Source organism: Streptomyces sp. NPDC054975 (assembly GCF_053609105.1).
The window spans coordinates 149,389-175,203 of the sequence record NZ_JBSGWV010000008.1 but is presented as its reverse complement, the minus strand read 5'-3'; the positions used below and the strand labels follow the sequence as shown (position 1 = coordinate 175,203).

25 protein-coding genes are annotated in these 25,815 nt (G+C 72.2%); 15 read left to right on the top strand and 10 right to left on the bottom strand.

Translation table 11 applies throughout. From position 1 onward, the window contains the following. The first annotated feature begins 111 nt into the window (after window positions 1-111). Both ACWF79_RS11995 and ACWF79_RS11990 read left to right on the top strand, forming a co-directional pair. Window positions 112-1,704, top strand: coding sequence for an acyl-CoA carboxylase subunit beta (locus tag ACWF79_RS11995; protein WP_453727952.1), 1,593 nt, complete (start codon window positions 112-114; stop codon window positions 1,702-1,704). Window positions 1,705-1,720: 16 nt separating this feature from the next. Beyond that, window positions 1,721-1,933 carry an acyl-CoA carboxylase epsilon subunit gene (locus ACWF79_RS11990; RefSeq protein WP_453727951.1) on the top strand — a complete coding sequence of 71 codons (213 nt, stop codon included), beginning with the start codon at window positions 1,721-1,723 and terminating at the stop codon, window positions 1,931-1,933. A gap of 73 nt (window positions 1,934-2,006) precedes the next feature. Here the strand turns inward: ACWF79_RS11990 and ACWF79_RS11985 are convergent, their stop codons facing one another. Both ACWF79_RS11985 and ACWF79_RS11980 read right to left on the bottom strand, forming a co-directional pair. Further along, on the bottom strand, window positions 2,007-3,251 hold the full coding sequence (locus tag ACWF79_RS11985; RefSeq protein WP_453727950.1) for an SGNH/GDSL hydrolase family protein: 1,245 nt from the start codon (window positions 3,249-3,251) through the stop codon (window positions 2,007-2,009). 105 nt (window positions 3,252-3,356) lie between these two features. Continuing rightward, window positions 3,357-4,724: an MFS transporter gene (locus tag ACWF79_RS11980; protein WP_453727949.1), complete on the bottom strand. Its 1,368-nt coding sequence runs from the start codon at window positions 4,722-4,724 to the stop codon at window positions 3,357-3,359. 67 nt (window positions 4,725-4,791) lie between these two features. Between ACWF79_RS11980 and ACWF79_RS11975 the strand changes: the two genes are divergently transcribed. From ACWF79_RS11975 to ACWF79_RS11965, 3 genes are all read left to right on the top strand, one after another. Beyond that, complete coding sequence (locus ACWF79_RS11975) at window positions 4,792-5,427, top strand: TetR/AcrR family transcriptional regulator (protein ID WP_453727948.1); 636 nt, start codon at window positions 4,792-4,794, stop codon at window positions 5,425-5,427. A gap of 75 nt (window positions 5,428-5,502) precedes the next feature. After that, on the top strand, window positions 5,503-5,631 hold the full coding sequence (mmpB, locus tag ACWF79_RS11970) for a morphogenic membrane protein MmpB (RefSeq protein WP_453727947.1): 129 nt from the start codon (window positions 5,503-5,505) through the stop codon (window positions 5,629-5,631). 130 nt (window positions 5,632-5,761) lie between these two features. Further along, window positions 5,762-6,367 (top strand): nucleoside triphosphate pyrophosphatase, encoded by a 606-nt coding sequence (locus ACWF79_RS11965; protein ID WP_453727946.1) that lies wholly within the window; start codon window positions 5,762-5,764, stop codon window positions 6,365-6,367. A 14-nt stretch (window positions 6,368-6,381) separates the two neighbouring features. On the opposite strand, the gene ACWF79_RS11960 is transcribed toward ACWF79_RS11965, so the two are convergent. After that, window positions 6,382-6,807 (bottom strand): hypothetical protein, encoded by a 426-nt coding sequence (locus ACWF79_RS11960; RefSeq protein ID WP_453727945.1) that lies wholly within the window; start codon window positions 6,805-6,807, stop codon window positions 6,382-6,384. Between the two features lie 362 nt (window positions 6,808-7,169). Here ACWF79_RS11960 and ACWF79_RS11955 point away from each other — a divergent pair, with 362 nt between their 5' ends. Then, on the top strand, window positions 7,170-8,924 hold the full coding sequence (locus tag ACWF79_RS11955) for an acetyl/propionyl/methylcrotonyl-CoA carboxylase subunit alpha (RefSeq protein ID WP_453727944.1): 1,755 nt from the start codon (window positions 7,170-7,172) through the stop codon (window positions 8,922-8,924). Between the two features lie 78 nt (window positions 8,925-9,002). Then, on the top strand, window positions 9,003-9,557 hold the full coding sequence (locus ACWF79_RS11950; RefSeq protein WP_453727943.1) for a TetR/AcrR family transcriptional regulator: 555 nt from the start codon (window positions 9,003-9,005) through the stop codon (window positions 9,555-9,557). A gap of 225 nt (window positions 9,558-9,782) precedes the next feature. Here the strand turns inward: ACWF79_RS11950 and ACWF79_RS11945 are convergent, their stop codons facing one another. Both ACWF79_RS11945 and ACWF79_RS11940 read right to left on the bottom strand, forming a co-directional pair. Further along, the gene (locus ACWF79_RS11945) at window positions 9,783-10,736 is read right to left on the bottom strand and encodes a DeoR/GlpR family DNA-binding transcription regulator (protein WP_453727942.1); all 954 of its coding nucleotides are present in this window, start codon (window positions 10,734-10,736) and stop codon (window positions 9,783-9,785) included. 177 nt (window positions 10,737-10,913) lie between these two features. Further along, window positions 10,914-12,353: an NAD(P)H-quinone dehydrogenase gene (locus ACWF79_RS11940; protein WP_453727941.1), complete on the bottom strand. Its 1,440-nt coding sequence runs from the start codon at window positions 12,351-12,353 to the stop codon at window positions 10,914-10,916. A gap of 204 nt (window positions 12,354-12,557) precedes the next feature. On the opposite strand from ACWF79_RS11940, the gene ACWF79_RS11935 reads away from it, so the two are divergent. The 4 genes from ACWF79_RS11935 (at window position 12,558) to ACWF79_RS11920 (ending at window position 17,308) form a co-directional block, all read left to right on the top strand. Continuing rightward, window positions 12,558-12,995 (top strand): gamma-glutamylcyclotransferase, encoded by a 438-nt coding sequence (locus ACWF79_RS11935; protein ID WP_453727940.1) that lies wholly within the window; start codon window positions 12,558-12,560, stop codon window positions 12,993-12,995. A 182-nt stretch (window positions 12,996-13,177) separates the two neighbouring features. Then, the gene (locus ACWF79_RS11930; protein ID WP_352190155.1) at window positions 13,178-13,981 is read left to right on the top strand and encodes a purine-nucleoside phosphorylase; all 804 of its coding nucleotides are present in this window, start codon (window positions 13,178-13,180) and stop codon (window positions 13,979-13,981) included. A gap of 294 nt (window positions 13,982-14,275) precedes the next feature. Next, window positions 14,276-15,928, top strand: a complete 1,653-nt coding sequence (locus ACWF79_RS11925; RefSeq protein WP_453727939.1) for a phospho-sugar mutase — start codon at window positions 14,276-14,278, stop codon at window positions 15,926-15,928. A gap of 189 nt (window positions 15,929-16,117) precedes the next feature. Then, complete coding sequence (locus ACWF79_RS11920) at window positions 16,118-17,308, top strand: hypothetical protein (protein ID WP_453727938.1); 1,191 nt, start codon at window positions 16,118-16,120, stop codon at window positions 17,306-17,308. A gap of 298 nt (window positions 17,309-17,606) precedes the next feature. Here ACWF79_RS11920 and ACWF79_RS11915 read toward each other — a convergent pair whose 3' ends face one another. From ACWF79_RS11915 to ACWF79_RS11905, 3 genes are all read right to left on the bottom strand, one after another. Next, window positions 17,607-18,239, bottom strand: coding sequence for a PH domain-containing protein (locus ACWF79_RS11915; protein ID WP_453727937.1), 633 nt, complete (start codon window positions 18,237-18,239; stop codon window positions 17,607-17,609). 34 nt (window positions 18,240-18,273) lie between these two features. Continuing rightward, window positions 18,274-18,927: a class F sortase gene (locus ACWF79_RS11910; RefSeq protein WP_453727936.1), complete on the bottom strand. Its 654-nt coding sequence runs from the start codon at window positions 18,925-18,927 to the stop codon at window positions 18,274-18,276. 112 nt (window positions 18,928-19,039) lie between these two features. Further along, window positions 19,040-20,242 (bottom strand): hypothetical protein, encoded by a 1,203-nt coding sequence (locus ACWF79_RS11905; RefSeq protein WP_453727935.1) that lies wholly within the window; start codon window positions 20,240-20,242, stop codon window positions 19,040-19,042. 233 nt (window positions 20,243-20,475) lie between these two features. Here ACWF79_RS11905 and deoC point away from each other — a divergent pair, with 233 nt between their 5' ends. Genes deoC through ACWF79_RS11890 form a run of 3 tightly spaced genes read left to right on the top strand, consistent with a single transcriptional unit; the run spans window position 20,476 to window position 23,760 of the window. Then, window positions 20,476-21,432, top strand: coding sequence for a deoxyribose-phosphate aldolase (gene deoC, locus ACWF79_RS11900; protein WP_453727934.1), 957 nt, complete (start codon window positions 20,476-20,478; stop codon window positions 21,430-21,432). A 5-nt stretch (window positions 21,433-21,437) separates the two neighbouring features. Then, window positions 21,438-22,874, top strand: a complete 1,437-nt coding sequence (locus ACWF79_RS11895; RefSeq protein WP_453727933.1) for an aldehyde dehydrogenase family protein — start codon at window positions 21,438-21,440, stop codon at window positions 22,872-22,874. Then, the gene (locus ACWF79_RS11890) at window positions 22,867-23,760 is read left to right on the top strand and encodes an aldehyde dehydrogenase family protein (protein ID WP_453727932.1); all 894 of its coding nucleotides are present in this window, start codon (window positions 22,867-22,869) and stop codon (window positions 23,758-23,760) included. The genes ACWF79_RS11895 and ACWF79_RS11890 overlap by 8 nt, the downstream gene beginning before the upstream one ends. A gap of 54 nt (window positions 23,761-23,814) precedes the next feature. Here ACWF79_RS11890 and ACWF79_RS11885 read toward each other — a convergent pair whose 3' ends face one another. Continuing rightward, window positions 23,815-24,210 carry a hypothetical protein gene (locus tag ACWF79_RS11885; protein ID WP_453727931.1) on the bottom strand — a complete coding sequence of 132 codons (396 nt, stop codon included), beginning with the start codon at window positions 24,208-24,210 and terminating at the stop codon, window positions 23,815-23,817. 54 nt (window positions 24,211-24,264) lie between these two features. Here ACWF79_RS11885 and ACWF79_RS11880 point away from each other — a divergent pair, with 54 nt between their 5' ends. After that, window positions 24,265-24,960, top strand: coding sequence for a uridine kinase family protein (locus tag ACWF79_RS11880; RefSeq protein WP_453727930.1), 696 nt, complete (start codon window positions 24,265-24,267; stop codon window positions 24,958-24,960). A gap of 115 nt (window positions 24,961-25,075) precedes the next feature. On the opposite strand, the gene ACWF79_RS11875 is transcribed toward ACWF79_RS11880, so the two are convergent. Next, window positions 25,076-25,804 (bottom strand): SigE family RNA polymerase sigma factor, encoded by a 729-nt coding sequence (locus tag ACWF79_RS11875; protein WP_453727929.1) that lies wholly within the window; start codon window positions 25,802-25,804, stop codon window positions 25,076-25,078. Window positions 25,805-25,815: the final 11 nt, after the last annotated feature.

Here is a 25,815-nt window from a genome sequence, read left to right as displayed (position 1 = left end):
AAGACCGCAGTGCCGAACCGTATCGCCGTCGATACGCTACGGGTCAGTAGCCGAGCAGTAGCCCATTCGTAGCAAACGAACCCCCGTGACCAGGCAGGGAGCCGCATCCCGATGTCCGAGTCGGTAGAGCCGCAAGAGATCGACATTCACACGACCGCGGGCAAGATCGCGGATCTTCAGCGCCGTATTGACGAGGCCACCCACGCCGGTTCCGAACGGGCGGTGGAGAAGCAGCACGCGAAGGGCAAGCTGACCGCGCGGGAGCGGATCGCGCTCCTGCTCGACGAGGGCTCCTTCGTGGAGCTCGACGAGCTGGCCCGGCACCGGTCGACCAACTTCGGCCTGGAGAAGACCCGCCCCTACGGCGACGGTGTGGTGACCGGCTACGGCACGGTCGACGGCCGTCCGGTGGCGGTGTTCTCGCAGGACTTCACGGTCTTCGGCGGCGCGCTCGGCGAGGTCTTCGGCCAGAAGATCATGAAGGTCATGGACTTCGCCCTGAAGACCGGCTGCCCCGTCGTCGGCATCAACGACTCGGGCGGCGCGCGGATCCAGGAGGGCGTCATGGCCCTCGGCATGTACGGCGAGATCTTCCGCCGCAACACGCACGCCTCCGGTGTGATCCCGCAGATCTCGCTGGTCGTCGGCCCGTGCGCGGGTGGCGCGGTGTACTCCCCCGCGATCACCGACTTCACCGTCATGGTCGACCAGACCTCGCACATGTTCATCACCGGACCCGACGTCATCAAGACCGTCACCGGCGAGGACGTCGGCTTCGAGGAACTCGGCGGCGCGCGTACGCACAACACCACCTCCGGTGTGGCGCACCACATGGCGGGCGACGAGAAGGACGCCATCGAGTTCGTCAAGTCCCTGCTGTCGTACCTGCCGTCGAACAACCTCTCCGAGCCGCCGGCCTTCCCCGAGACCGCCGACACGGAGGCGACGGACGAGGACCGTGAGCTGGACGTCCTGATCCCGGACTCCGCCAACCAGCCGTACGACATGCACACCGTCATCGAACACGTCGTCGACGACGGCGAGTTCCTGGAGACGCAGGCGCTGTTCGCGCCGAACATCCTCACCGGCTTCGGCCGGGTCGAGGGCTTCCCGGTCGGCATCGTCGCCAACCAGCCGATGCAGTTCGCCGGTTGCCTGGACATCAACGCCAGCGAGAAGGCCGCGCGTTTCGTGCGGACCTGCGACGCGTTCAACATCCCGGTCATCACCTTCGTCGACGTGCCGGGCTTCCTGCCAGGCGTGGACCAGGAGTACGGCGGCATCATCCGCCGGGGCGCCAAGCTGATCTACGCGTACGCCGAGGCGACGGTCCCGCTGATCACCGTCATCACCCGCAAGGCCTTCGGCGGCGCGTACGACGTCATGGGCTCCAAGCACCTGGGCGCCGACCTGAACCTCGCGTGGCCCACCGCGCAGATCGCGGTCATGGGCGCGCAGGGCGCGGTCAACATCCTGCACCGCCGCACCATCGCCGCCGCCGAGGACCAGGACGCCGAGCGGGCGCGCCTGATCCAGGAGTACGAGGACACGCTGCTCAACCCGTACACGGCGGCCGAGCGCGGCTACATCGACGGCGTGATCCTTCCGTCGGACACCCGCCCGCAGATCGTCAAGGGCCTGCGTCAGCTGCGGACGAAGCGGGAATCCCTCCCTCCGAAGAAGCACGGCAACATCCCCCTCTAGGCCTCAGGGAGCCGACATGATCAAGGTCGTACGAGGTAACCCGACCCCGGAGGAGCTGGCCGCCGCACTGGCGGTGGTCCAGGCCCGGGCCGCGGCGACGGCGGCGGCGTCCGCGGCCGGCGGCGGCCCGGTGGCTCCGGAGGGCTGGTCGGACCCGGCCCGGATCGCCCGTTCGGTACGGCCCCGGCCGGGGCCGCGCTCGTGGGCGCGCTCCTACTGGCCGGTGTAGCGGGACACGTACGCCGAAAGGCCGGACCTCCTGTGCGGGAGGTCCGGCCTTCGCGCGTCCGGGGCAGGCCCCCTCAGACGAGGGGTGCGACCGCCTCGGCCATCACCCGGTAGCCGGCGTCGTCGGGGTGCAGCCGGTCCGCGTACGCGTACGCCGGGTTCAGCGCCTTCGGGTCCTTCGGGTCGGCGAGGAGCCTCGCGAAGTCGACGACCGCGTCGAACTCGCCCGAGGTGCGGATCCAGTGGTTGACCTCGGCGCTGGTCCGCTCGGAGGTCGGACCCCAGTGGCTGGTGCCCTTGAAGGGCAGCAGCGTCGAGCCGACGACCCGTACGCCACGGGCGTGCGCCGCTTCGATCAACTGGCGGTAGACGGCGATGAGTTCGGCCGCCGTGACGACGGGTGAGGGCTTGTAGGTGGGCTGGGGTTCGGGCTTCAGCGCGGCCTCGCTGTAGCCGATGTCGTTGAGGCCCTGGAGGAGAGCGACGGTGGTGACGCCGGGCTGGTCGAGGGCGTCGCGGCGGAAGCGGGCGGTGGAGCGTTCGCCGTACCAGGCCGAGTCGTTGAGGACCAGGTTGCCGCCGATGCCGGAGTTCACCACGGGGCGGTCGATGCGTTCGGCGAGCGCGTCGGAGTAGCGGCGGTTCGCGTGCGGGGTGGAGCCGAAGCTGTCGGTGATGGAGTCGCCGAAGAGCACCACACCGCCCTTCGGGGGCGGGGTTCCGCCGCTGACCTCCACACCGCTGAGGTAGTACCAGGACTGGCTGCGGGCCGTGAAGGCGCGGCCGTCGGTGTCGGCGCGGTGGTCGCCGTCGGCGCGGTAACTGTCGGCCCATGCCTGGGAGTGGAAGGTGGCCGGCCCGGTCGTTCCGGCGAGGTGGAGGGTGACGGTCACCGAGTCCAGGCGCCCGAGGTCGAGCCGGGCCGCGTCGCTGCGCCGTTCGCCGTGGGCGGGCACGGAGACGGACCGCTTGCCGCCGAAGGTGAGGTGGCGCACCGAGCCTGGTTCGACGGCCGCGCCGGTGGTGGTGCGGGAGACGGTGGCGCCGGCGACGTCCAGGGGTGAGGTCCCGTACGCGTTCGAGAGCCGGATCCTGACCCGGTCACCGTCCTCGGTGACGCGGACGACCTGCCGGAGTGTCTGGCGCGAGAAGCCCTCCTGGGACCAGTTGGCGGTGAAGCCGGTGGAGGGGAGCTGCGGGGCGGCGCCCCAGGCGGCGTGCCACCGCTCGGCGGGTGCGGGGCGAGCACCGGCCTCCGTGCCGGAGAGGAGGGTGAGGCCGAGGGCGGCGGTGAGCAGCGAGCCGAGGAGCTTCTTCATGGCGTGGTCCTTGAGGGAGAAGGGGCGTGCATGGGGATTCGTACGGGGGGCGCACGGGTGGGGTCGTACGGGCCGGGGCCGGGCGGCGGTTCGGGAGGCGGCCCGTCAGGAGCGGCGCAGGAAGAACGCGGCGAGGACCGCGCCCACGACGACGATCGCGGCGTTGACGAGGACCGCGAGGCCGATGCCGTCGAAGACCGTGGTGGAGGTGACGACGACGGCGCTCATGATCGGCGTGCCCATGGTGATGCCGATCTGCTGGGTCATCGTGGCGAGGCCGGCCGCCATGCCGTGCTCGGAGTCGGCCAGTCCGGAGGTGGCGGTGACCATGAAGCCGACGATGGCGAGCATGTTGCCGACGCCGCCGACGAACGTGCCGGCGAGCAGCAGCCAGAGCCAGCTCCGGTCGTCGCCGAGGGCGTGGAGGGAGACCGTGGCGGCGGCCTGGACGAGCCCGCCGACGACGAGGGCGGCGCGCGAGCCGTACCGGCCGATGAAGCGCGGCGCGAGGATCCCGCCGAGGACCGTGCCCGCGCCGAGCACGCCGAACGACAGGCCGGCGGCGAGGGGCGAGAAGCCCAGGACGTCCTGGAGGTAGAGCGTCATCAGGAAGACCAGCGAGGTCTCGGTGACGAAGGCGACGAGCCCGGCGAGGTTCCCCCAGATGACGGTGGGGCGGGCGAGGATCCGTACGGGGACGAGCGGTGAGGCGGCGCGGCGCTCCACGAACCAGAAGGCGACGAGAAGGGCGCCGCCGACGGGAAGCGCAAGGGGCTCGGTGGTCAGGCCGAGGACGAGCGCGAGGAGGCCGGCGGTGACGGTGATCGCGCCGGGGATGTCCAGGCGCGGGCGGACGTCGGGGCGGCTCTCCTTGAGCACGGCGGGCGCGACGAGGAGGACGGCGAGGGCGACGGGGACGTTGACGAAGAACGCCCAGCGCCAGGAGAGCAGGTCGGTCAGGACGCCGCCGAGGATCGCGCCCGTGGTGAAACCGGCCGACATCAGCGCGCCGTTGAGGCCGAGCGCCTTGGCGCGCAGTGGTCCTTCGGGGAAGGAGGACGTGAGCAGGGAGAGCCCGGCAGGGGTGACGGCGGCGGTGGCGAGGCCCTGGGCGACGCGGGCGGCCATCAGCAGCGCGGGTTCGGTGGCGAGGCCGCCGACGAGGGAGGAGACCCCGAGGAGGGCCATGCCGCCGAGGAAGAGACGGCGGCGGCCGACGAGGTCGGCGACGCGCCCGAAGAGGAGGGTGAATCCGGCGGCGGCGAGCGCGAAGGCGGTGGCGATCCACTGGAGGTTCGCCAGCGAGAAGCCGAGTCCTTCGCCGATGACGGGCAGCGCGACGTTCAGGATCGAGAAGTCGACGGCCAGCATGAACTGGGCGACGAGAAGGACGAGGAGGACGAGTCGCATCCGTCCGTCCATCCGGGCGGCGGGCTGGGCGCCGGCCTGTGACCGGACATCTGTGGCAACCATCGGGACCCCTTAATGGGATTATGGATCCGTTAAGATGTTCCGCACCGTAGCAGACTCGAAGGCGTTAATGGAACAGGAGACCCGTTTGAGTGAGAGCCAGCCGGCCGTGCCCGGCACCGTGCGCCCCGGGGGACGTACCGCGAAGGTGCGCCGGGCCGTGCTCGAAGCGACCGAGGACGCCCTGGCCGCCACGGGCTTCCACGGCCTGAACATGGACCACGTCGCGGCGGACGCGGGCGTGGGCAAGACGACCGTCTACCGGCGCTGGGGCTCCCCCGTCGGCCTCGTCGCCGACCTGCTGCGCGACATGGCGGAGCAGTCCCTGCCGGCCTCCGACACCGGCAGCCTCGCGGGCGACCTGCGCGCCAACGCCGCGCTCGTCGTCAAGACGCTCACCGACCCCCGGATGGGCGGCGTCTTCCGCGCGGTCATCGCGGCCGCGGCCTGCGACGAGGAGTGCGCCGAGGCCCTGAACGGCTTCTACCGGGCCCGCCTGGAGGAGTGGGCCCCGGTGGTGAAGCGGGGCGCGGCGCGCGGCGAGATTCCGCCCGAGACGGACGAGCTGGAGCTGCTGCGCGCGGTCTCGGCCCCGCTCTACTACCGCTTCATGATCACGCGCGAGCCGCTCGGACCGGAGGACGGCGAACGGGCGGTCCGGGCGGCGCTGACGGCGGCCGAGGCAGGGGTGTTCACCTCGATGTGACTAGTTCTTCGGCACCGGGACGCTTGAGTACGGGTACTCAGGCGCCCCGGCCGTCACACGAGCAGGATCGGAAGCATGCTGTGGTCCGACCCGAAGAACGAGCCGCCGAAGGAGATGCGCGACATGCAGGCGATGCTGCGCCGCGCGTCGATCCTGCTGGCCCTGGCGATGGTGGTGGCGATGGTGGTGGCGGGCATCCACTGACGGCGGCGGGACCTACGGCCTTGAGGGCCGGCGGGTGCTCGGCCCGGTGGGCGCCGAGGGCCGCTTCGCGCGTCCGTACTGGTGGGCGCCGAGGACCGCTTCGCGCGTCCGTACTGGCTACGCTTCCCCCATGACTCCTGATCGCCGCCGTGTCGTGCTCGCCTCCGCCTCGCCCGCCCGTCTCGGACTGCTGCGGCAGGCCGGACTCGCCCCCGAGGTCATCGTGAGCGGCGTCGACGAGGACAAGGTCCACGCCCCGACGCCCGCCGAACTCGCCCTCGCGCTCGCCGAGGCCAAGGCCGCCCATGTCGCCGCCCGACCCGAGGTCTTCGGTGCCCTGGTCATCGGCTGCGACTCGGTCCTCGAGCTCGACGGGCAGGCCCTCGGCAAGCCCGCCGACGCCGAGGAGGCCACCGCCCGCTGGAAGGCCATGCGGGGCAGGGTCGGCATCCTCCAGACGGGCCACTGCGTCTACGACACGGCCGCCAAGCGCTACGAGTCGGCGACGGCCTCGACCCTGGTCCGCTTCGGCGAGCCGACCGACGCCGAGGTCGCCGCGTACGTGGCGAGCGGCGAACCGCTGCACGTGGCGGGCGCGTTCACCCTCGACGGCCGCTCGGCGCCGTTCATCGACGGCATCGACGGCGACCCGGGCAACGTGATCGGCCTGTCGCTGCCCCTGCTGCGCCGGCTGCTCGGCAAGCTGGGGATCGCCATCACCGACCTCTGGCACTGAGCAGCCCGGAAGTCCTACGCGGGCGCCGGTGCCCCTTCGGGGGCGTCGGCGCCCTTGCCGTACGCCACCAGCGTCAACACGATCAGGCCGAGCACCACGGTCATGAACGCGAAGGCCCCCCAGCCGATCAGACCGACCGTCACCGCGCCGAGCAGCCCGTGCACCACGGCGCAGCCGATGAGCAGCGCCCGCCCGGCGCGCCCCGGGCGCCTGTCGCGGAGGCCCGCGATCAGCGCGACGGTGGCGCAGAGCGCGAGCAGCACGCCGGAGACGATGCCGAGCACCCACGTGCCGGTCACCATGTGGTCAGGGTCGAGTCCGTCCAGGGACATCGACTGGGCCTCGACGAAACGGGCCATGACGGCGTTGAGCGCGACGATGCCCGGCGCCTCCAGGAACAGCACCCCCGCCGTCACGAGCGCTATCGGTCTGCGGGCCACCTCGGCCACCCCCTGATGACGACTGTTACCGACAGTACGTACGACAGCGCGAAGGCTACTGCCGGGTAAACCCGCGGACAAGGGTCGGCAACGGACGATCCTCGGGCAAAGAATCATTGCGCCATTCGTAGGGACTCCACAAAGAAACCTGATCGGCGACTGGTCGCCCGAACAGAGACCTGTGCCACACCTCGGAGCTACTGTGCCGTAGAGGAGTCCTGCGTACCGTGGTACGACAAGGGATTTCATGACCCCGAACGCCTCGTATCACGCTCCGTGTGGGCAAGCTCACCACTGGGGACGGGTCGAAAGGCCGTGTCGGCAGTCCCTAAACTCAGCTTGTTTTCAAGGAGGGAGCCATCGTGCGCAAGGTGCTCATCGCCAACCGTGGCGAAATCGCTGTCCGCGTCGCCCGGGCGTGCCGGGATGCCGGGATCGCGAGCGTAGCCGTCTACGCCGAGCCGGACCGGGACGCCCTGCACGTCCGCGCGGCCGACGAGGCGTTCGCCCTGGGCGGTGACACCCCGGCCGCCAGCTACCTGGACATGGCCAAGGTGCTCCAGGCCGCGAAGGACTCCGGAGCGGACGCGATCCACCCCGGATACGGCTTCCTCTCCGAGAACGCCGAATTCGCCCAGGCCGTCCTGGATGCCGGCCTGACCTGGATCGGCCCGCCGCCGCAGGCGATCCGGGACCTCGGCGACAAGGTCGCCGCCCGTCACATCGCCCAGCGCGCCGGCGCCCCTCTGGTCGCCGGTACGCCGGACCCGGTCTCCGGCGCCGACGAGGTCGTCGCGTTCGCCGAGGCGCACGGCCTGCCGATCGCGATCAAGGCCGCGTTCGGCGGTGGTGGTCGTGGTCTGAAGGTCGCCCGCACCCTCGAAGAGGTGCCGGAGCTGTACGACTCCGCCGTCCGCGAGGCGGTCGCCGCCTTCGGGCGCGGCGAGTGCTTCGTCGAGCGCTACCTCGACAAGCCCCGTCACGTCGAGACGCAGTGCCTGGCCGACACCCACGGCAACGTGGTCGTCGTCTCCACGCGTGACTGCTCGCTCCAGCGCCGCCACCAGAAGCTGGTGGAGGAGGCCCCCGCGCCGTTCCTGTCCGAGGCGCAGAACGAGCAGCTGTACGCGGCCTCGAAGGCGATCCTGAAGGAGGCCGGCTATGTCGGCGCCGGAACGGTCGAGTTCCTCGTCGGCATGGACGGCACGATCTCCTTCCTGGAGGTCAACACCCGCCTCCAGGTCGAGCACCCGGTCACCGAAGAGGTCACCGGCATCGACCTCGTACGGGAGATGTTCCGGATCGCCGACGGCGAGGAACTGGGTTACGGCGACCCGGCGGTGCGCGGTCACTCCTTCGAGTTCCGTATCAACGGCGAGGACCCGGGCCGCAACTTCCTTCCCGCGCCCGGCACCGTGACCACCTTCGCGCCGCCGTCCGGCCCGGGTGTCCGCCTGGACGCCGGTGTCGAGTCCGGCTCCGTGATCGGCCCGGCCTGGGACTCCCTGCTCGCGAAGCTGGTCGTCACCGGCGCCACCCGCCAGCAGGCCCTGCAGCGCGCCGCCCGCGCGCTCGCGGAGTTCAAGGTCGAGGGCATGGCCACCGCCATCCCGTTCCACCAGGCCGTCGTGGTCGACCCGGCGTTCACCGCCGACCCGTTCCAGGTCCACACCCGCTGGATCGAGACCGAGTTCGACAACCAGATCAAGCCGTTCGCCCCGGCGGGCTCGGAGGCGGACGAGGACGAGACCGGCCGCGAGACGATCGTCGTCGAGGTCGGTGGCAAGCGCCTGGAGGTCTCCCTCCCGTCCTCGCTCGGCATGTCCCTGGCCCGTACGGGTCTGGCCGCCGGCGCCAAGCCGAAGCGGCGCGCCGCGAAGAAGTCCGGGCCGACCGCTTCCGGCGACACCCTGGCCTCCCCGATGCAGGGCACGATCGTCAAGATCGCCGTGGAGGAGGGCCAGGAGGTCAAGGAGGGCGACCTGATCGTCGTCCTGGAGGCCATGAAGATGGAGCAGCCGCTGAACGCGCACCGTTCCGGCACCATCAAGGGTCTGGCCGCCGAGGTCGGCGCCTCGGTCACCTCCGGCGCCGCCATCTGCGAGATCAAGGACTGATCTCGCGCACGTACCGTACGAAGGGCCCGCAGGCGCACCGCCGGTGGGCCCTTCGCCCGTATCCGGAGGGGAGGCGCCATGCGCGCCGACGCGCGCCGCAACCATGAGCGGCTGCTGACCGAGGCCCGTGCCGTCTTCGCCGTACACGGCACCGACGCCTCGCTCGAGGACGTCGCCCGTCGCGCGGGGGTCGGCATCGGCACGCTGTACCGGCACTTCCCCACCCGCGAGGCGCTGATCAACGCGGTCTTCCAGGAGGCCCTGGCGGCGCTGCTCCAGCGGGGCCGGGAGCTGGCGGAGGCCGGGGAGCCGTGCCCGGCGCTCGTGGAGTGGCTGCGCTCCCTGATCACTCATGCGAGTGAGTACCGGGGGCTGTCACGGGCGCTGATGCCCGCCATGTCGGGCTCGCTGAACGCGAGTTCGGTCCTCGCGCAGTGCGGTGTCACGCTGCGCGCGACGGGCGAGACCTTGCTGTCCCGGGCCCAGGAGGCGGGGACGGTACGCGACGACGTGTCGATCGGCGACCTGATGCGGCTCACGAACGCGATCGCGCTGGCGGCAGAACAGTCCCCGGAGGACCCGGAGTTGGCCGACCGTCTCCTCGAACTGACCCTGCGGGGCCTGAAGCGCTGAGCCGGCCTGGTCCTGTCGGGCCTCAAACGCTGGTCGGACTGATCCTGGCGGGCCTCAAGCGCAGGTCAGGCTGATCCTGGCGACCCTCAAGCGCTGGTCGGACTGATCCTGGCGACCCTCAAGCGCTGGTCGGACTGATCCTGCGGGGGCCTCAAGCGGCGAGCCGACGGGGATCTCGCGCCTTTGCGGCCGGGCCCCCTGGGGGAGGGGCCCCTGGAACGCCTTTCAGCGCCTCCGCATGTCCGCCACCCGCGCCGCGCGCTCGGGGGCGAGCACCTCACCGGTCAGCGCCCCGCCCGCGCTGCGGAGTTGACCGCCCGGATGGCGGCCCCGCTGCCCCGGGAGGGGGACGTCGCGGCGGGGGCGTCCGGGCGGGGGGACCTGGTCACCGCCCGCGCCGGTGCCGGCCACGGCGATCTGCACGCCCTGGTCGGCCAGCGCCTGGAGCTCCGTCGCGGCCCGGTCGTCGTGCGCCGGCGGCTCGTCGGTGACCAGCCGGGTGATCACGTCCGTCGGCACCGTCTGGAACATGGTGTCGGTGCCGAGCTTGGTGTGGTCGGCCAGGACCACGACCTCCGCCGCCGCCTGCACCAGCGCCCGGTCCACGCTCGCGGAGAGCATGTTGGACGTCGAGAGCCCGCGCTCGGCGGTCAGCCCGCTGCCGGAGAGGAAGGCCCGGGAGACCCGCAGCCCCTGGAGGGACTGCTCGGCCCCGCTGCCCACCAGCGCGTAGTTGGAGCCGCGCAGGGTGCCGCCGGTCATGACGACCTCGACCCGGTTGGCGTGGGCCAGCGCCTGGGCCACGAGCAGGGAGTTGGTGACCACGGTCAGACCGGGCACGCGGGCGAGCCGGCGGGCCAGCTCCTGCGTGGTCGTCCCGGCGCCGACGACGATGGCCTCGCCCTCCTCGACGAGGCTCGCGGCGACGTCGGCGATGGCCGTCTTCTCCGCTGTCGCGAGATGGGATTTCTGCGGGAAGCCGGATTCTCGCGTGAAGCCGCCCGGCAGTACCGCACCGCCGTGCCGGCGGTCGAGGAGTCCTTCTGCCTCAAGGGCCCGCACGTCTCGCCGTACGGTCACTTCTGAGGTCTGGACGACGCGGGCGAGCTCCCGGAGCGACACGGCTCCGTTGGCGCGCACCATTTCGAGGATCAACTGACGACGTTCTGCAGCGAACACGAAACTGACAGTAACCTGCGCGGCCGGAACTTTTCAGCACTATGCGCCGAATTGCAGAAGATACGCACAGACGGGGCCTCCAAGTGGTATGGGAGGCCCCGTCGTTGATCGTCCTATGCCCCGCCTTGCCGGGGGTTGTCCAGATCGCCCCAGGCGGGAGGGGGCACCGGCGGGTGATCAGGCCTCGCCCGTCGCCTTTCGGGTGTGCAACTGCCGTGCCACTTCCGCGATCGAGCCAGACAGCGAGGGGTACACCGTGAAAGCGTTTGCGATCTGTTCCACCGTCAGGTTGTTGTCGACCGCGATCGAGATCGGGTGGATCAGCTCGCTCGCCTTGGGGGCGACGACACAGCCGCCGACCACGATCCCGGTGCCCGGACGGCAGAAGATCTTGACGAAGCCGTCCCGGATGCCCTGCATCTTGGCGCGCGGGTTGCGCAGCAGCGGCAGCTTGACGACCCGGGCGTCGATCTTGCCCGCGTCCACGTCCGCCTGCGTGTAACCGACGGTCGCGATCTCCGGGTCGGTGAAGACGTTCGAGGAGACCGTCTTCAGGTTCAGCGGGGCCACCGCGTCGCCGAGGAAGTGGTACATCGCGATCCGGCCCTGCATGGCCGCCACCGAGGCGAGCGCGAAGACGCCGGTGACGTCACCGGCCGCGTAGACGCCGGGGGCGGAGGTGCGGGAGACCTTGTCGGTCCAGATGTGCCCGGAGTCCTTCAGCCGGACCCCGGCCTCCTCCAGACCCATTCCGGCCGAGTTCGGGATGGCGCCGACGGCCATCAGGCAGTGGGTACCGGAGATGACCCGGCCGTCGGAGAGGGTGACCTCGACCCGGTCGCCGACCCGCTTGGCGGACTCGGCGCGCGAGCGGGCCATGACGTTCATGCCCCGGCGGCGGAACACGTCTTCCAGGACGGCCGCGGCGTCCGGGTCCTCGCCCGGGAGCACGCGGTCACGGGAGGAAACGAGGGTGACCCGGGAGCCGAGGGCCTGGTAGGCGCCGGCGAACTCGGCGCCGGTGACACCGGAGCCGACCACGATGAGCTCCTCGGGGAGCTCCTTGAGGTCGTAGACCTGGGTCCAGTTCAGGATCCGCTCGCCGTCCGGCTGGGCGTCGGGCAGCTCGCGCGGGTGGCCGCCGGTCGCGATCAGCACCGCGTCGGCGGTCAGCGCCTCCTCGGAGCCGTCCGCGGCCGTCACGATCACCTGGCGGGAGCCGTCCACGGCCTGCCGGCCGGAGAGCCGCCCGCGCCCGCGCAGCACCCGGGCGCCGGCCCGGGTGACGGAGGCGGTGATGTCGTGGGACTGCGCCAGCGCGAGGCGCTTCACACGGCGGTTCACCTTGCCGAGGTCGACGCCCACGACGCGGGCGGCCTGCTCCACGTGCGGGGTGTCGTCGGCGACGATGATGCCCAGCTCCTCGTACGAGGAGTCGAAGGTCGTCATCACCTCGGCCGTCGCGATGAGGGTCTTCGAGGGGACGCAGTCGGTCAGGACGGAAGCGCCGCCGAGACCGTCGCAGTCGACGACGGTCACCTCCGCGCCGAGTTGGGCGCCCACCAGGGCAGCCTCGTATCCGCCGGGTCCGCCGCCGATGATCACGATCCGGGTCACTGGGATCTACGCCTCGCGCTCTCGTTCTGCCGGGGGGTCCCCCGCTGGGCTGCAGTGCGTACGCCATTGTCCCGCACGCTTCAAGTGCGTACCCCATTGTCCCGCACGTGCCCGCCCAGCTCGCGCCGGGGCCCGCGAACGGCCTCCCACCGGCCCCACCACGGACTTCCGCGGTCACCTCTCCCCTCCCGTACCCTCGGTCCCATGTCGCTCTACGCCGCGTACGCCGGCAACCTCGACGCGCGGCTCATGACCCGCCGCGCCCCGCACTCCCCGCTGCGCGGCACCGGCTGGCTCAACGGCTGGCGGCTGACCTTCGGCGGAGAGCAGATGGGCTGGGAGGGAGCGCTGTCCACCATCGTCGAGGCGCCGCGTTCCCAGGTCTTCGTCGCGCTGTACGACATCGCGCCGATGGACGAGGACTCGATGGACCGCTGGGAGGGCGTCAACCTCGACATCTACCGGCGGATGCGCGTGCGGGTGCACACCCTGGACGGCGACGAGCCCGCCTGGGTGTACGTGCTGAACGCCTACGAGGGCGGGCTGCCGTCCGCCCGCTACCTGGGCGAGGTCGCGGACGCGGCGGAGTCGGCGGGAGCGCCGCACGACTACGTGATGGAGCTGCGCAAGCGCCCGTGCTGAGGGGCTTCGTCGGTACCGCAGGGGGTCGGCCGTTAGGCCATTCGTCGGAAACGACAAGACAACGATCGCATGTCCGTCAGCATCGTCATCTACGCGCGTAGGAATTCTCGGGCTACGCTTCTGCGCGTACGAAATCCGTCCGGGGCTCCCCTCGGACCCCCCTCCCCGAGGCGAGAGAGTCAGTGAACGCAACTGCCACCCCGTACGAGGCCGCCGAGGCCGCAGCCACGCGACTTCGCGAGCTGACCGGAATCGAGAACCACGACGTGGCGCTCGTCATGGGCTCCGGCTGGGCGCCGGCCGTCGACGCGCTCGGCGCTCCGGAGGCCGAGTTCCCCGTGACCGAGCTGCCCGGCTTCCCGCCGCCGGCGGTCGAGGGCCACGGCGGCAAGGTCCGCTCGTACAAGATCGGCGCCAAGCACGTCCTGGTCTTCCTGGGCCGCACCCACTTCTACGAGGGCCGGGGCGTCGCCTCCGTCGCCCACGGGGTGCGCACCGCCGTCGCCGCCGGCTGCAAGACCGTCGTCCTGACCAACGGCTGCGGTGGTCTGCGCGAGGGCATGCGCCCCGGCCAGCCGGTCCTGATCAGCGACCACATCAACCTGACGGCCGCCTCCCCGATCGTCGGCGCGAACTTCGTGGACCTCACCGACCTGTACTCGCCGCGGCTGCGCGCGCTGTGCAAGGAGGTCGACGAGACCCTCGAAGAGGGCGTGTACGTGCAGTTCCCCGGGCCGCACTACGAGACCCCGGCCGAGATCAACATGGTCCGCGTCATGGGCGGCGACCTCGTCGGCATGTCCACCGTCCTGGAGGCCATCGCGGCCCGTGAGGCGGGCGCGGAGGTCCTGGGCATCTCCCTGGTCACCAACCTGGCGGCGGGGCTCTCGGGCGAGCCGCTGAACCACGAGGAGGTCCTCCAGGCGGGGCGGGACTCCGCCGCCCGGATGGGCGAGCTGCTGACGCGGGTCCTCGACCGCATCTGACGGCGCGGGGCGGGGCCGCTGCGCGGGGCTTGTTCCCCACCCCGCCCCTTCCCGAACCTGGGGGCAAGCCCCAGGCTCCCGTACGGCCTTCGGCCGTGTCCTCAGACGCCGGACGGGCTGGAGAATCCAGCCCCACTGGGGGTCCCCCACGCCGCCAGGCGTAGGGGGAGTTCGAGGCGCGGGGTCTGGGGCGGAGCCCCAGTTCGGGAAGGGGCGGGGCGGGGAAAGGCTCCGCGCAGCGGCCCGCCCACCCCGACGCCGCCGCCCACCGCCCGCACTCCCGAAAGGCACACCGTGACGCAGGACGACCTCCTCGCCCGAGCCCAGGCATGGCTCGCGGAGGACCCCGACCCGGAGACCCGTGAGGAGCTGGCCGCGCTCCTCGACCGCGGCGCGACCGACGAGCTCGCCGCCCGATTCAGCGGCACCCTCCAGTTCGGCACCGCCGGCCTCCGCGGCGAGATCGGGGCGGGCCCGATGCGGATGAACCGCTCGGTCGTCATCCGCGCGGCCGCCGGCCTCGCCGCGTACCTCAAGGCGAAGGGTCAGGAGGGAGGCCTCGTCGTGATCGGCTACGACGCCCGGTACAAGTCCGCCGACTTCGCCCGCGACACCGCCGCCGTGATGACCGGTGCCGGACTCCGCGCGGCCCTGCTGCCCCGCCCGCTGCCGACGCCCGTCCTCGCGTACGCCATAAGGCATCTGGGCGCCGTCGCCGGTGTCGAGGTGACCGCGAGCCACAACCCGCCGCGCGACAACGGCTACAAGGTCTACCTCGGTGACGGCTCGCAGATCGTGCCGCCCGCCGACGCGGAGATCGCCGCCGAGATCGACGCGGTCCGCTCCCTCGACGACGTCCCGCGCCCCGAGAACGGCTGGGAGACCCTGGGTGACGAGGTCCTGGGGGCCTACCTCGCCCGTACGGACGCCGTCCTGACCCCCGGCTCCCCGCGGGGCGTGCGGACCGTCTACACGGCCATGCACGGCGTCGGCAAGGACGTCCTGACGGCCGCCTTCGCCCGTGCCGGCTTCCCCCCGCCCGCGCTCGTCGCCGAGCAGGCCGAGCCGGACCCGGCGTTCCCGACGGTCGCCTTCCCGAACCCGGAGGAGCCGGGCGCGATGGACCTCGCCTTCGAGGCGGCCCGTGCCGTGGAGCCGGACATCGTGATCGCCAACGACCCGGACGCCGACCGCTGCGCCGTGGCCGTCCCGGACGGCACGGTCGTGGGCGGCTGGCGGATGCTGCGCGGTGACGAGGTGGGCGCGCTGCTCGCCGCGCACCTGGTGCACAAGGGCGCGCGGGGCGTCTTCGCCGAGTCGATCGTGTCGTCCTCGCTGCTCGGCCGGATCGCCGAGGCGGCGGGCGTCGGCTACGAGGAGACGCTGACCGGCTTCAAGTGGATCGCCCGCGTGGACGGCCTGCGGTACGGCTACGAGGAGGCGCTCGGCTACTGCGTCGACCCCGAGGGCGTCCGTGACAAGGACGGCATCACGGCGGCGCTGCTCGTCGCCGAGCTGGCCTCGGAGCTCAAGGAGCAGGACCGTACGCTGACCGACCTGCTCGACGACCTCGCCGTGGCCCACGGGCTGCACGCCACGGACCAGCTGTCGGTGCGCGTCGAGGACCTGAGCGTCATCGCGAACGCGATGAGCGCGCTGCGCGAGCGGCCGCCGGTGCAGCTCGCGGGGCTGACGGTGACGACGGCCGAGGACCTGACGAAGGGCACGGAGTCGCTGCCCCCGACGGACGGCCTGCGCTACTACCTGGAGGGCGCGCACAAGGCCCGGGTGATCGTCCGCCCGTCCGGCACGGAGCCCAAGCTCAAGTGCTACCTGGAGGTCGTCGTCCCGGTCGCCGACGCGAGCGAGCTGGCGACGGCCCGCGCGAAGGGCGCCGAGATCCTCGCCGCGATCAAGCGCGACCTGTCGGAGGCGGCCGGCCTGTAGGCCCGTGTCCTGCGGACCATGCCGCCCCGCGCCGCCCGAGGCCCGTACGGAATCGATTCCGTACGGGCCTCGCGGCCTCTCCCGTACGGGTGAATTCGCTGCGCCGGCCGGCGCAGCGCGCGTCCCGCGATCAGGTGGTTCCGGCCAGGGTGACCCGGTGTCCCGCCGAGCTTCCCTGGAGCTGCCGCAGTGCCTCCGGTCCTGACCGCCCGACCGACCGTTCCCGCCTCCCGCCGGCCGCCGTCCCCGCGCGGCGTCCGGCTCCCGAAGCGGGTACGCGGCACCCTGCGCCACGCGGCTCCCGCGCTTCTCGGGTACGTGGCCGTACGGCTCCTGGGGCTGCTGGTGCTCGGCCGCTGGGCGCATCTGCAGGGCCACGGGATCTGGCCGACGCTGGCGACGAGCTGGGACTCGCGCTGGTACCTCGCGATCGCCGACCACGGGTACGAGCCCGGGCCGCCCGGCGAACCGCCCGGCAGCGATCGGCCGATGGCGTTCTTCCCGCTCTTCCCCGCCCTGGTCAAGGCGGTCGCGACGGTCGCGCCCGGCTCGCGCGCCTCCGTCGGCCTGGTCCTGGCCGTGCTCTGTTCGCTGGCCGCCGCCTGGGGGGTCTTCGCGGTCGGCGACCGGCTGTACGGGCGCCGGGTGGGCACCGTCCTCGCGGTGCTGTGGGGCGCGCTTCCGGTGGCCGTCGTCCAGTGGATGGGGTACACGGAGTCGCTGTTCACGGCGCTGGCCGCGTGGGCGCTGTACGCGGCCCTGGACGGGCGCTGGGCCTGGGCGGCCGGGCTCGCGGTGGCGGCGGGGCTGACCCGGCCGACCGGGATCGCGGTCGCCGCGGCCGTGACGGTGGCCGGGCTGCTCGCCGCGCGCGGGGGCAGCCGCCCGGCGCTCGTCGCCGCGCTGGCCGCTCCCCTGGGCTGGCTGGGGTACGTCGGCTGGGTGGGGCTGCGCGTGGGCCGCTGGGACGGCTACTTCACGGTGCAGGAGTCCTGGGGCAACGCGTGGGACGGCGGTTCGGTGACGCTGCGCCAGCTGCGCAGGCAGCTCGTCTACACCCAGGACCCGCAGCTCTTCCTGGTCATGGTCGCGCTCGTCCTGATCGCGGCCACCGCGCTGTTCGCGCTCTGTGTCGTCGACCGTCAGCCGCTGCCGCTGCTCGTCTTCGCGGGCGTGCTCCTGCTCGTGGTCCTGGGCAGCGGGGGCGTGTTCTTCTCCCGCGCCCGGTTCCTGCTGCCCGGCTTCCCGCTGCTGCTCCCGCTCGCCCTCGCGGTCGGCCGGGCGCGCCGCCACGTCGCCGCGCTGGTGCTCGGCGGGGCGGCGCTGTCCTCGGCGTGGCTGGGCGCGTACATGCTGCTGGTGTGGCCGGGCGCGCCGTGAGCTCCGTACCTCCGGTACCGACGTGCTCCCGGTACCTCGGTGCCCCCCAGTGCCCCGGGGCCCCCGTGCCCCCGGTACCTCCGTGCCTCGGGCCCCGAGCCCCCGGAATCTCCGTGCCCCGTGCCCCCGGAATCTCCGTGCCCCGTGCCCCCGGTACCTCCGTGCCTCGGGGCCCCCGTGCCCCCGGTACCTCCGTGCCCCCGTACCTCCGTGCCCCCGGGCCCCGTGCCGCCGCGCCCTCCGTACGGCTCAGCCGAAGCGGCCGTTGACGCTCCGGGGGAGGTCGGGTCGAGCGGGCTCAGCCGATGGCGAGCAGAATCACCAGCAGGACGAGCCCCGCCGCCGCCGGCGCGACGATCTCGTACGCCCAGCGCACCTGCGGCTCCCCCTGGGCCTCCGGACGGTTGGCGCAGCGCTCGGCCAGTTCGCGCAGGTCGGCGACCGTCTGATCGGCCGGGGCGAGCCGGTCCCGGTCGTCCACGCGCGCCTGGACGGACGTACGGCCGTGCGGATCGTCCTGGGAGGCGCGCGCCTGCCGCCGCGCCACGCGCTTGCGCTGCCGCAGCGAGACGGGCACGGCCCAGAGCTGGTACTTGTCCCCGGTCCGGGTGAGGGCTTCGCTGGAGTACCCGGCGCGGACGTCGGCGACCGAGGCCCAGGGCAGGGTGATGTAGCGGAAGGGGTTACGGATCCGCAGCCGCTCCTCGTTGGCGTACACCGCCGGGCGGATCGTGAACGCCACCACGAGCGGCACGACGAGCAGCAGGCTCGCGAGGGCCAGCCACGGCGTGCGGCCCGTGCCCCGGATCATCGCGTCGACGCAGAACCAGGCCGTGAGAGCGATCAGCAGGACACCGCCCGCGATCCCGAGGGGCGAACGGAAGACACGGTCGGCGAAGGCCGGCTCGGCGGGCTGCTGGGGGCTCGTCATGGTGCCGATTCTGCCTCAGCCCCGGCCGCCCGGCTCAGGCGGCTCGGGCGACCAGATCGGCGTAGAGAATGATGTTGTCGGGACGGTGGCCGTCGGTCAGCTCTCCCCCGCAGGTGATGAGCCGCAGCTCGGGCCGGGTGGTGTCGCCGTAGACCTTCCGCGTCGGGAACGCCTTCTTGTCGACCTGCTCCAGCTCGCGCACGCGGAAGACGGCGTCGGTGCCGTCGGCGCGGGTGACGGTGATCTCGTCGCCGACGCGGACCTTCGCGACGTTCTTGAGCACGGCGGGTCCACGGGCCGTGTCGAAGTGGCCGATCAGGATGGCGGGGCCGGTCTGGCCCGGCGTGACGCCCTTGTCGTACCAGCCGATGCGGTCGGCGTCGGCCTCGGAGGGGACCTCGACCGTGCCGTCGGCGGCGAGTCCGAGTTCCAGGACGGGGCCCGAGGAGCGGGTGTCGACCCCGGCCGAGGGGAGCTGGACGCGGACCGGCTTGGAGCGCGGCAGCGGCGTGACCGCGGCGAGGCTCGCCGTGGGCGCGGGCGCGGCGGTCTCCACGACCTTCGCGGGCGGCGTGGCAGCCGCTTCACCGGCGGTGCCGGAGGCACCGGCGCAGCCGGTGAGCGCGCCCAGGGCGGCGAGGGCGAGCAGGGCGCGGGCGGTACGGCGGCGAGGGGTACGGCGGTTCACGGGGCGGCTCCGGGCGGGGATGCGACCGGCCGCCGCACGGGGTGTGCGGCGGCCGGCCCGGGGTGGGGTGGTGCTCCTGCTCGGGTCAAGGGGCAGGGTGGGACGTCGGTGGTCAGCCGCGGGCGGCGGCCCGGCGGCGCAGGACGGTGAAGCCGAGGCCGGCGGCGACGACGGAGGCCGCGCCCAGGCCGGAGGCCATCAGCGCCGTGTCGTTGGCGCTCTCCACGGTCCCGGTCTCCGCTCCGGCGGCGACGCCGCCCTGGGGCACGACGGTGGTCTGGCCCGAGGTGCCGGCGGGCGCGGACGTGGCCGGCGCGGGGGTGGTCGCCGCGGGGTCGGGGGTGCCGGCGGCGCAGCCCTTCGGCAGCGCCGGGAAGCGCACGGTGAGGAGTTCATTCGGGTAGGCGGTGCGCATCTGCACGAACGGCACCTTCGCGCCGGGCGCCCCCTCCGACATCCACACACCGCCGGCGAGGCCGGTCGGCTTCTTGTGGGTCAGGGTCGCCACGACCTTGTCGTCGTCGTTGAGGCGGGCGACCGCGCCCGAGGGGCTGTTGACGAGCTCCAGGCCCAGCTCGCCGAAGGCGGAGCCGCTGTGCCGGGTGACCGTGCAGCCCTTGGTGGTGTCGGAGTAGTCGGTGCCGACGATCTGGTTGAGCCAGGAGCCCACCTGACCCTTGTTGTCGAGGGTCACCCACATCTCGCCGAACTGGTCACCCTTCTCGGCGGCGCCGCCGGGGCCACCGGCGGTGATGCTGCCGCGCGGCTTGCCACCGGCCGTGCGCAGCTCCAGCGTGTACCAGCCCTTGCCCTTGCGCCACAGCTCGCCCACCGTCCCGTCGGCGAGCTGCTTGCGGCCGAGGTTGTCACCGACGGGGGTCTCGGGGCCCTGGCCGCCGCCGCCGTGGTCCTGCACGGAGGTGACCGCGCCGGTGGAGTCGAGCGTCACCGCGTATCCGGAGAAGACCTTGGTGTCCTTGGGGGCGTGGCCGGTGCCGGCCGTCAGCGTGCCGAGCTCCTTGCCGTCCTTGAGGACGGTGGCCGTGTAGTACGCCTGCGGCTCGCCCTCGGCGAAGACCTTCGCGGTCAGGCCACCGTCGAGCGCGACGGTGCGGACCGGGGTCCTGTCGGCGGGCTTGCCAGGCGTGTCGGCGGCCGCGACGGGCTTGTCGGCGGTACCTGCCGTCGTGTCGGCGAGGGTCGCGTTCACCTTGCCGTCCGCGGCGAAGGCGGATCCGGCGGTCAGGGCCGGGGTGGCGAGGGCGACGCCCGCGACGAGGGCGGTGGCGACGGCGGTGCGAAGGGCGGTGCGCACAACGACTCCTGTGAGGTCATGACAGGTCGGGTGAGGAAGAGCCGCATGCCGCTGACATCTCGTTCGGTTGGGGCCGGTGAGTTCTGGCTGGCTGCTGAGAAAAAACTTAGTGATCTTGTATGCGGGAGCTGTCCGTTCCATGTCACAGCGGCGTGACAGGGCTCACGAACCCAGTTCCGGAAGCGCGGGGCTGTACAGGTCGCTACGCGCGTAGATATGCTCGACTGGTGACCATGCCCACCACTGCAACCGCAGCTTCCGCTTTCGCCGACGCGACCGCGTCCGACGGCGCGCTGCGCCGCTTCCTCCACGGGCTGCCCGGCGTCGACGCCGTCGGCCTGGAGGCGCGCGCCGCGTCCCTCGGCACCCGCTCGATCAAGACCACGGCCAAGGCCTACGCCATTGACCTGGCCATTTCCATGATCGACCTGACGACGCTCGAAGGCGCGGACACCCCGGGCAAGGTCCGGGCGCTCGCCGCCAAGGCCGTCAATCCCGATCCGACCGACCGTACGACCCCGACGACCGCCGCGGTCTGCGTCTACCCCGACATGGTGGCCACCGCCAAGGCCGCCCTGAAGGGCTCCGACGTCAAGGTCGCCTCCGTCGCCACCGCCTTCCCTGCCGGTCGCGCCGCGCTCGACGTGAAGCTCGCGGACACCCGCGACGCCGTCGCCGCCGGGGCCGACGAGATCGACATGGTGATCGACCGCGGTGCCTTCCTCGCGGGGAAGTACCTCAAGGTCTACGAGGAGATCCGGGCCGTGAAGGAGGCCTCCGGCGCGGCGCGCCTGAAGGTCATCTTCGAGACCGGCGAGCTCTCCACGTACGACAACATCCGCCGCGCCTCCTGGCTCGGCATGATGGCGGGCGCCGACTTCATCAAGACCTCGACCGGCAAGGTCGCGGTCAACGCCACCCCGGCCAACACGCTCCTGATGCTGGAGGCGGTCCGCGACTTCCGCGCGCAGACCGGCGTCCAGATCGGCGTGAAGCCGGCCGGCGGCATCCGTAACACCAAGGACGCCGTCAAGTTCCTGGTCCTGGTCAACGAGACCGTCGGCGAGGACTGGCTGGACAACCACTGGTTCCGCTTCGGTGCCTCCAGCCTGCTCAACGACCTGCTCATGCAGCGTCAGAAGCTGGCGACCGGCCGCTACTCCGGCCCCGATTACGTGACGGTGGACTGATCAACATGGCATCTGCATTCGAGTACGCACCGGCGCCCGAGTCCCGCTCCGTCGTCGACATCGCTCCCTCCTACGGGCTGTTCATCGACGGCGAGTTCGTCGAGGCGGCCGACGGCAAGGTCTTCAAGACCGTCTCCCCCGCCACCGAGGAGGTCCTCTCCGAGGTCGCCCAGGCCGGCGCCGAGGACGTCGACCGCGCGGTGAAGGCGGCACGGCGGGCGTTCGAGAAGTGGTCGGCGCTGCCCGGCTCCGAGCGCGCCAAGTACCTCTTCCGGATCGCCCGGATCATCCAGGAGCGCAGCCGCGAGCTGGCCGTCCTGGAGACGCTGGACAACGGCAAGCCGATCAAGGAGACGCGCGACGCGGACCTCCCGCTGGTCGCCGCGCACTTCTTCTACTACGCGGGCTGGGCCGACAAGCTCGACCACGCGGGCTACGGCGCGAACCCGCGCCCGCTGGGCGTGGCCGGCCAGGTCATCCCCTGGAACTTCCCGCTCCTGATGCTGGCCTGGAAGATCGCCCCGGCGCTCGCGACGGGCAACACGGTCGTCCTGAAGCCCGCCGAGACGACCCCGCTCTCCGCCCTGTTCTTCGCGGACATCTGCCGCCAGGCCGGGCTGCCGAAGGGCGTCGTCAACATCCTTCCCGGTTACGGGGAGGCGGGCGCCGCGCTCGTCGAGCACCCGGACGTGAACAAGGTCGCGTTCACCGGCTCGACCGCGGTCGGCAAGGCCATCGCGCGCTCCGTCGCCGGCACGGACAAGAAGGTCACCCTGGAGCTGGGCGGCAAGGGCGCGAACATCGTCTTCGACGACGCCCCCATCGACCAGGCCGTCGAGGGCATCGTCAACGGCATCTTCTTCAACCAGGGCCAGGTCTGCTGCGCGGGCTCGCGCCTGCTGGTCCAGGAGTCGATCGAGGACGAGCTGCTCGACGCGCTCAAGCGCCGCCTGTCCACGCTCCGCCTCGGCGACCCGCTGGACAAGAACACGGACATCGGCGCCATCAACTCCTCCGAGCAGCTGGCCCGCATCACCTCGCTGGTCGAGCGCGGCGAGGCTGAGGGCGCCGAGCGCTGGACGGCGGCCTGCGAGATCCCGTCCGCCGGTTACTGGTTCGCCCCGACGCTCTTCACCGGCGTCACGCAGGCGCACACCATCGCCCGCGACGAGATCTTCGGCCCGGTCCTGTCCGTGCTGTCCTTCCGTACGCCGGACGAGGCCGTCGCCAAGGCCAACAACAGCCAGTACGGCCTGTCGGCGGGCATCTGGACGGAGAAGGGCAGCCGCATCCTCGCGGTCGCCAACAAGCTCCGCGCCGGTGTCGTCTGGGCCAACACGTTCAACAAGTTCGACCCGACCTCGCCCTTCGGCGGCTACAAGGAGTCGGGCTTCGGCCGCGAGGGTGGCCGTCACGGTCTGGAGGCCTACCTCGATGTCTGAGCAGCAGACGCGCCTGAACGTCTTCAAGACCTACAAGCTGTACGTCGGGGGCAAGTTCCCCCGCTCCGAGAGCGGCCGGGTGTACGAGGTGACGGACTCCAAGGGCAAGTGGCTGGCGAACGTGCCGCTCTCCTCCCGCAAGGACGCCCGTGACGCGGTCGTCGCGGCGCGCAAGGCGTTCGGCGGCTGGTCGGGCGCGACGGCGTACAACCGGGGCCAGATCCTCTACCGCGTCGCGGAGATGCTGGAGGGCCGCCGTGAGCAGTTCGTGCGCGAGGTGGCGGACGCGGAGGGCGTGTCGAAGTCCAAGGCGGCGGCGATCGTCGACGCGGCGGTCGACCGCTGGGTCTGGTACGCGGGCTGGACCGACAAGATCGCCCAGATCGTGGGCGGTGCGAACCCGGTGGCGGGCCCGTACTTCAACCTGTCGACCCCGGAGCCGACGGGCGTGGTCACGGTCGTCGCGCCCCAGGACTCCTCGTTCCTCGGCCTGGTCTCGGTCATCGCCCCGGTCATCGCGACGGGCAACACGGCGGTCGTCATCGCGTCGGAGAAGTCCCCGCTCCCGGCCCTCTCCCTGGGCGAGGTCCTGGCGACCTCGGACCTTCCGGGCGGCGTGGTCAACATCCTCTCCGGCAAGGCCTCGGAGATGGGCCCGCACCTGGCGGCCCACCAGGACGTCAACGCGATCGACCTGACGGGCGCGGACGCGGACCTCGCGCGCGAGCTCGAGATCGCCGCGGCGGACAACCTCAAGCGCGTTCTGCGCCCCCGCCCGGTGGACTTCACGCAGGCCCCGGGCACGGACCGCCTGACGGCCTTCCTGGAGACGAAGACGGTCTGGCACCCCACGGGCTCACTCGGCGCGAGCGGCTCGTCGTACTAGCACCGCACGACAGACGGCCCCCGGGTGAACCCGGGGGCCGTCTCGTCCGTGCCGCTACGTCGTCGGAAGCAGCCCCGTCACCTCGCCGACCAGCGGCAGGTCGTCCAGCCCTCCGCCCTTCGTGACGCGGTCCGTCACCAGGTTCGTCCCCACGGGCTTGAAGTCGGCGACCTGGGTGCCGAGCCCGTTGTTCAGCGGGTCGACGGGGGTGTTCGCCAGCGGGTCGAGCTGAAGGCTCGTCAGCGGGCCCACGGCGTGGCCGGTGGCCCCGAGCACCGCGACGGCGTCGCTGCCGACGAGCGAGTCGACCGGCAGCGGGGCGGCGGCGGCCGGGGCCGCCTGGGCGGCGGCGCCCAGACCGAGCACGGCCGCGCCGGCCGCCGTCGCGGTCAGCCCGGCCTTCAGCAGGGCGCCGCGACGGGAGGCCCTGGATTCCTTGTGACGCGCCATGAGAGTCCTTCGACGTCGAGTAATCAGTGGGGCACCGAGCGTAGTTGAGGTGTGATGCTGGATACCAACCCCCTCCCTCGGGGGTCCCCTGCCCGGGGGAATGGTTCACACTGGTGTCCCGTGAGTTCCCAACCGATCCCGACCCGTGTCGTCCTGCTCGCGGGCCCCTCAGGCTCCGGCAAGTCGTCCCTCGCCGCCGTCACCGGCCTCCCGGTCCTGCGCCTCGACGACTTCTACAAGGAGGCGGACGACCCGACGCTCCCGCTGGTCGCGGGCAGCGCCGACATCGACTGGGACGCCCCGGGCTCCTGGGACGCGGACGCGGCCGTCGCCGCGATCATGGAGCTCTGCCGCACGGGACGCACGGACGTGCCCGTCTACGACCTCGCCACCAGCGCCCGCGTGGACCGCGAGGCCCTGGACATCGGCCGGACCCCGCTCTTCGTGGCGGAGGGGATCTTCGCGGCGGAGATCGTGGAGCGCTGTCAGGACCTCGGCGTCCTCGCCGACGCGCTGTGCCTGCGCGGCCGCCCCTCGACGACGTTCCGCCGCCGTCTCCTGCGTGACCTCAAGGAGGGCCGCAAGTCGGTCCCGTTCCTGCTCCGCCGCGGCTGGCGCCTGATGCGCACGGAGCGCTCCATCGTCGCCCGCCAGGCAGCGCTGGGCGCCCACCCCTGCGCCAAGCAGGAGGCCCTGGGCCGCCTGGCGGCGGCAGCGGCGGGCCGCCACCGCACCCCGGTGGCGCGCTGACGGCACGCGACGCCGACCGCACAGAGCGACGCGGGCGGTACAAGCTCCCCCGGCTTGTACCGCCCGCGCCTTTCCCCCGTACCCCCGTACGTCCCCCCGTGTTCCCCCCGTACCTTCAGGCCACCAGCTCGCCGAAGGACTCCTCCTCGTCACGGCCGAAGCTCAGCACCTCGTCCTCGCGCAGCCTCCGCAGCGAGCGCCAGATGCTCGACTTCACCGTGCCGACACTGATGTCCAGGATCTCCGCGATCTCCGGATCCGTACGGCCCTCGTAGTAGCGCAGCACCAGCATCGTGCGCTGGAGCTCGGGCAGCCGGGCCAGGGCCTGCCACAGGACCGCGCGCAGCTCCGTGCCGCGCATCGCGTCCGTGTCGCCCGCCGTCTCCGGCAGCTCCTCCGTCGGGTACTCGTTGAGCTTCCGCCGGCGCCACGCGCTGATGTGCAGGTTCGTCATGGTGCGGCGCAGATAGCCGCCCACCGCCGCCTTGTCGCTGATCCGGTCCCAGGCCCGGTACGTCGAGAACAGCGCGCTCTGCAGCAGGTCCTCGGCCTCGAACCGGTCCCCGGTCAGGTGGTAGGCGGTGGCGTACAGGGAGGCGCGACGCTCGGCGACGTAGGCGGTGAATTCCGCCTCGGACGCCGAGTGCCGCTCCCCCTTGACCTCCCCGTACGCCGCTCCCCCGTCAGCCACGGCGACCATGTAGGGCGCCTTGTGCTGACGCCCGGCGCTGCGAGCGCACCCCCGTCCGCTGTTCACCGCGCCGGACTTCTCCGGGCTCCGCACGACGACATCGTGGAGACGCGTGACAACTGCGCTCGTGGTGGTGCTGTGCAGTGCGTTCATCTCGCGCCCCC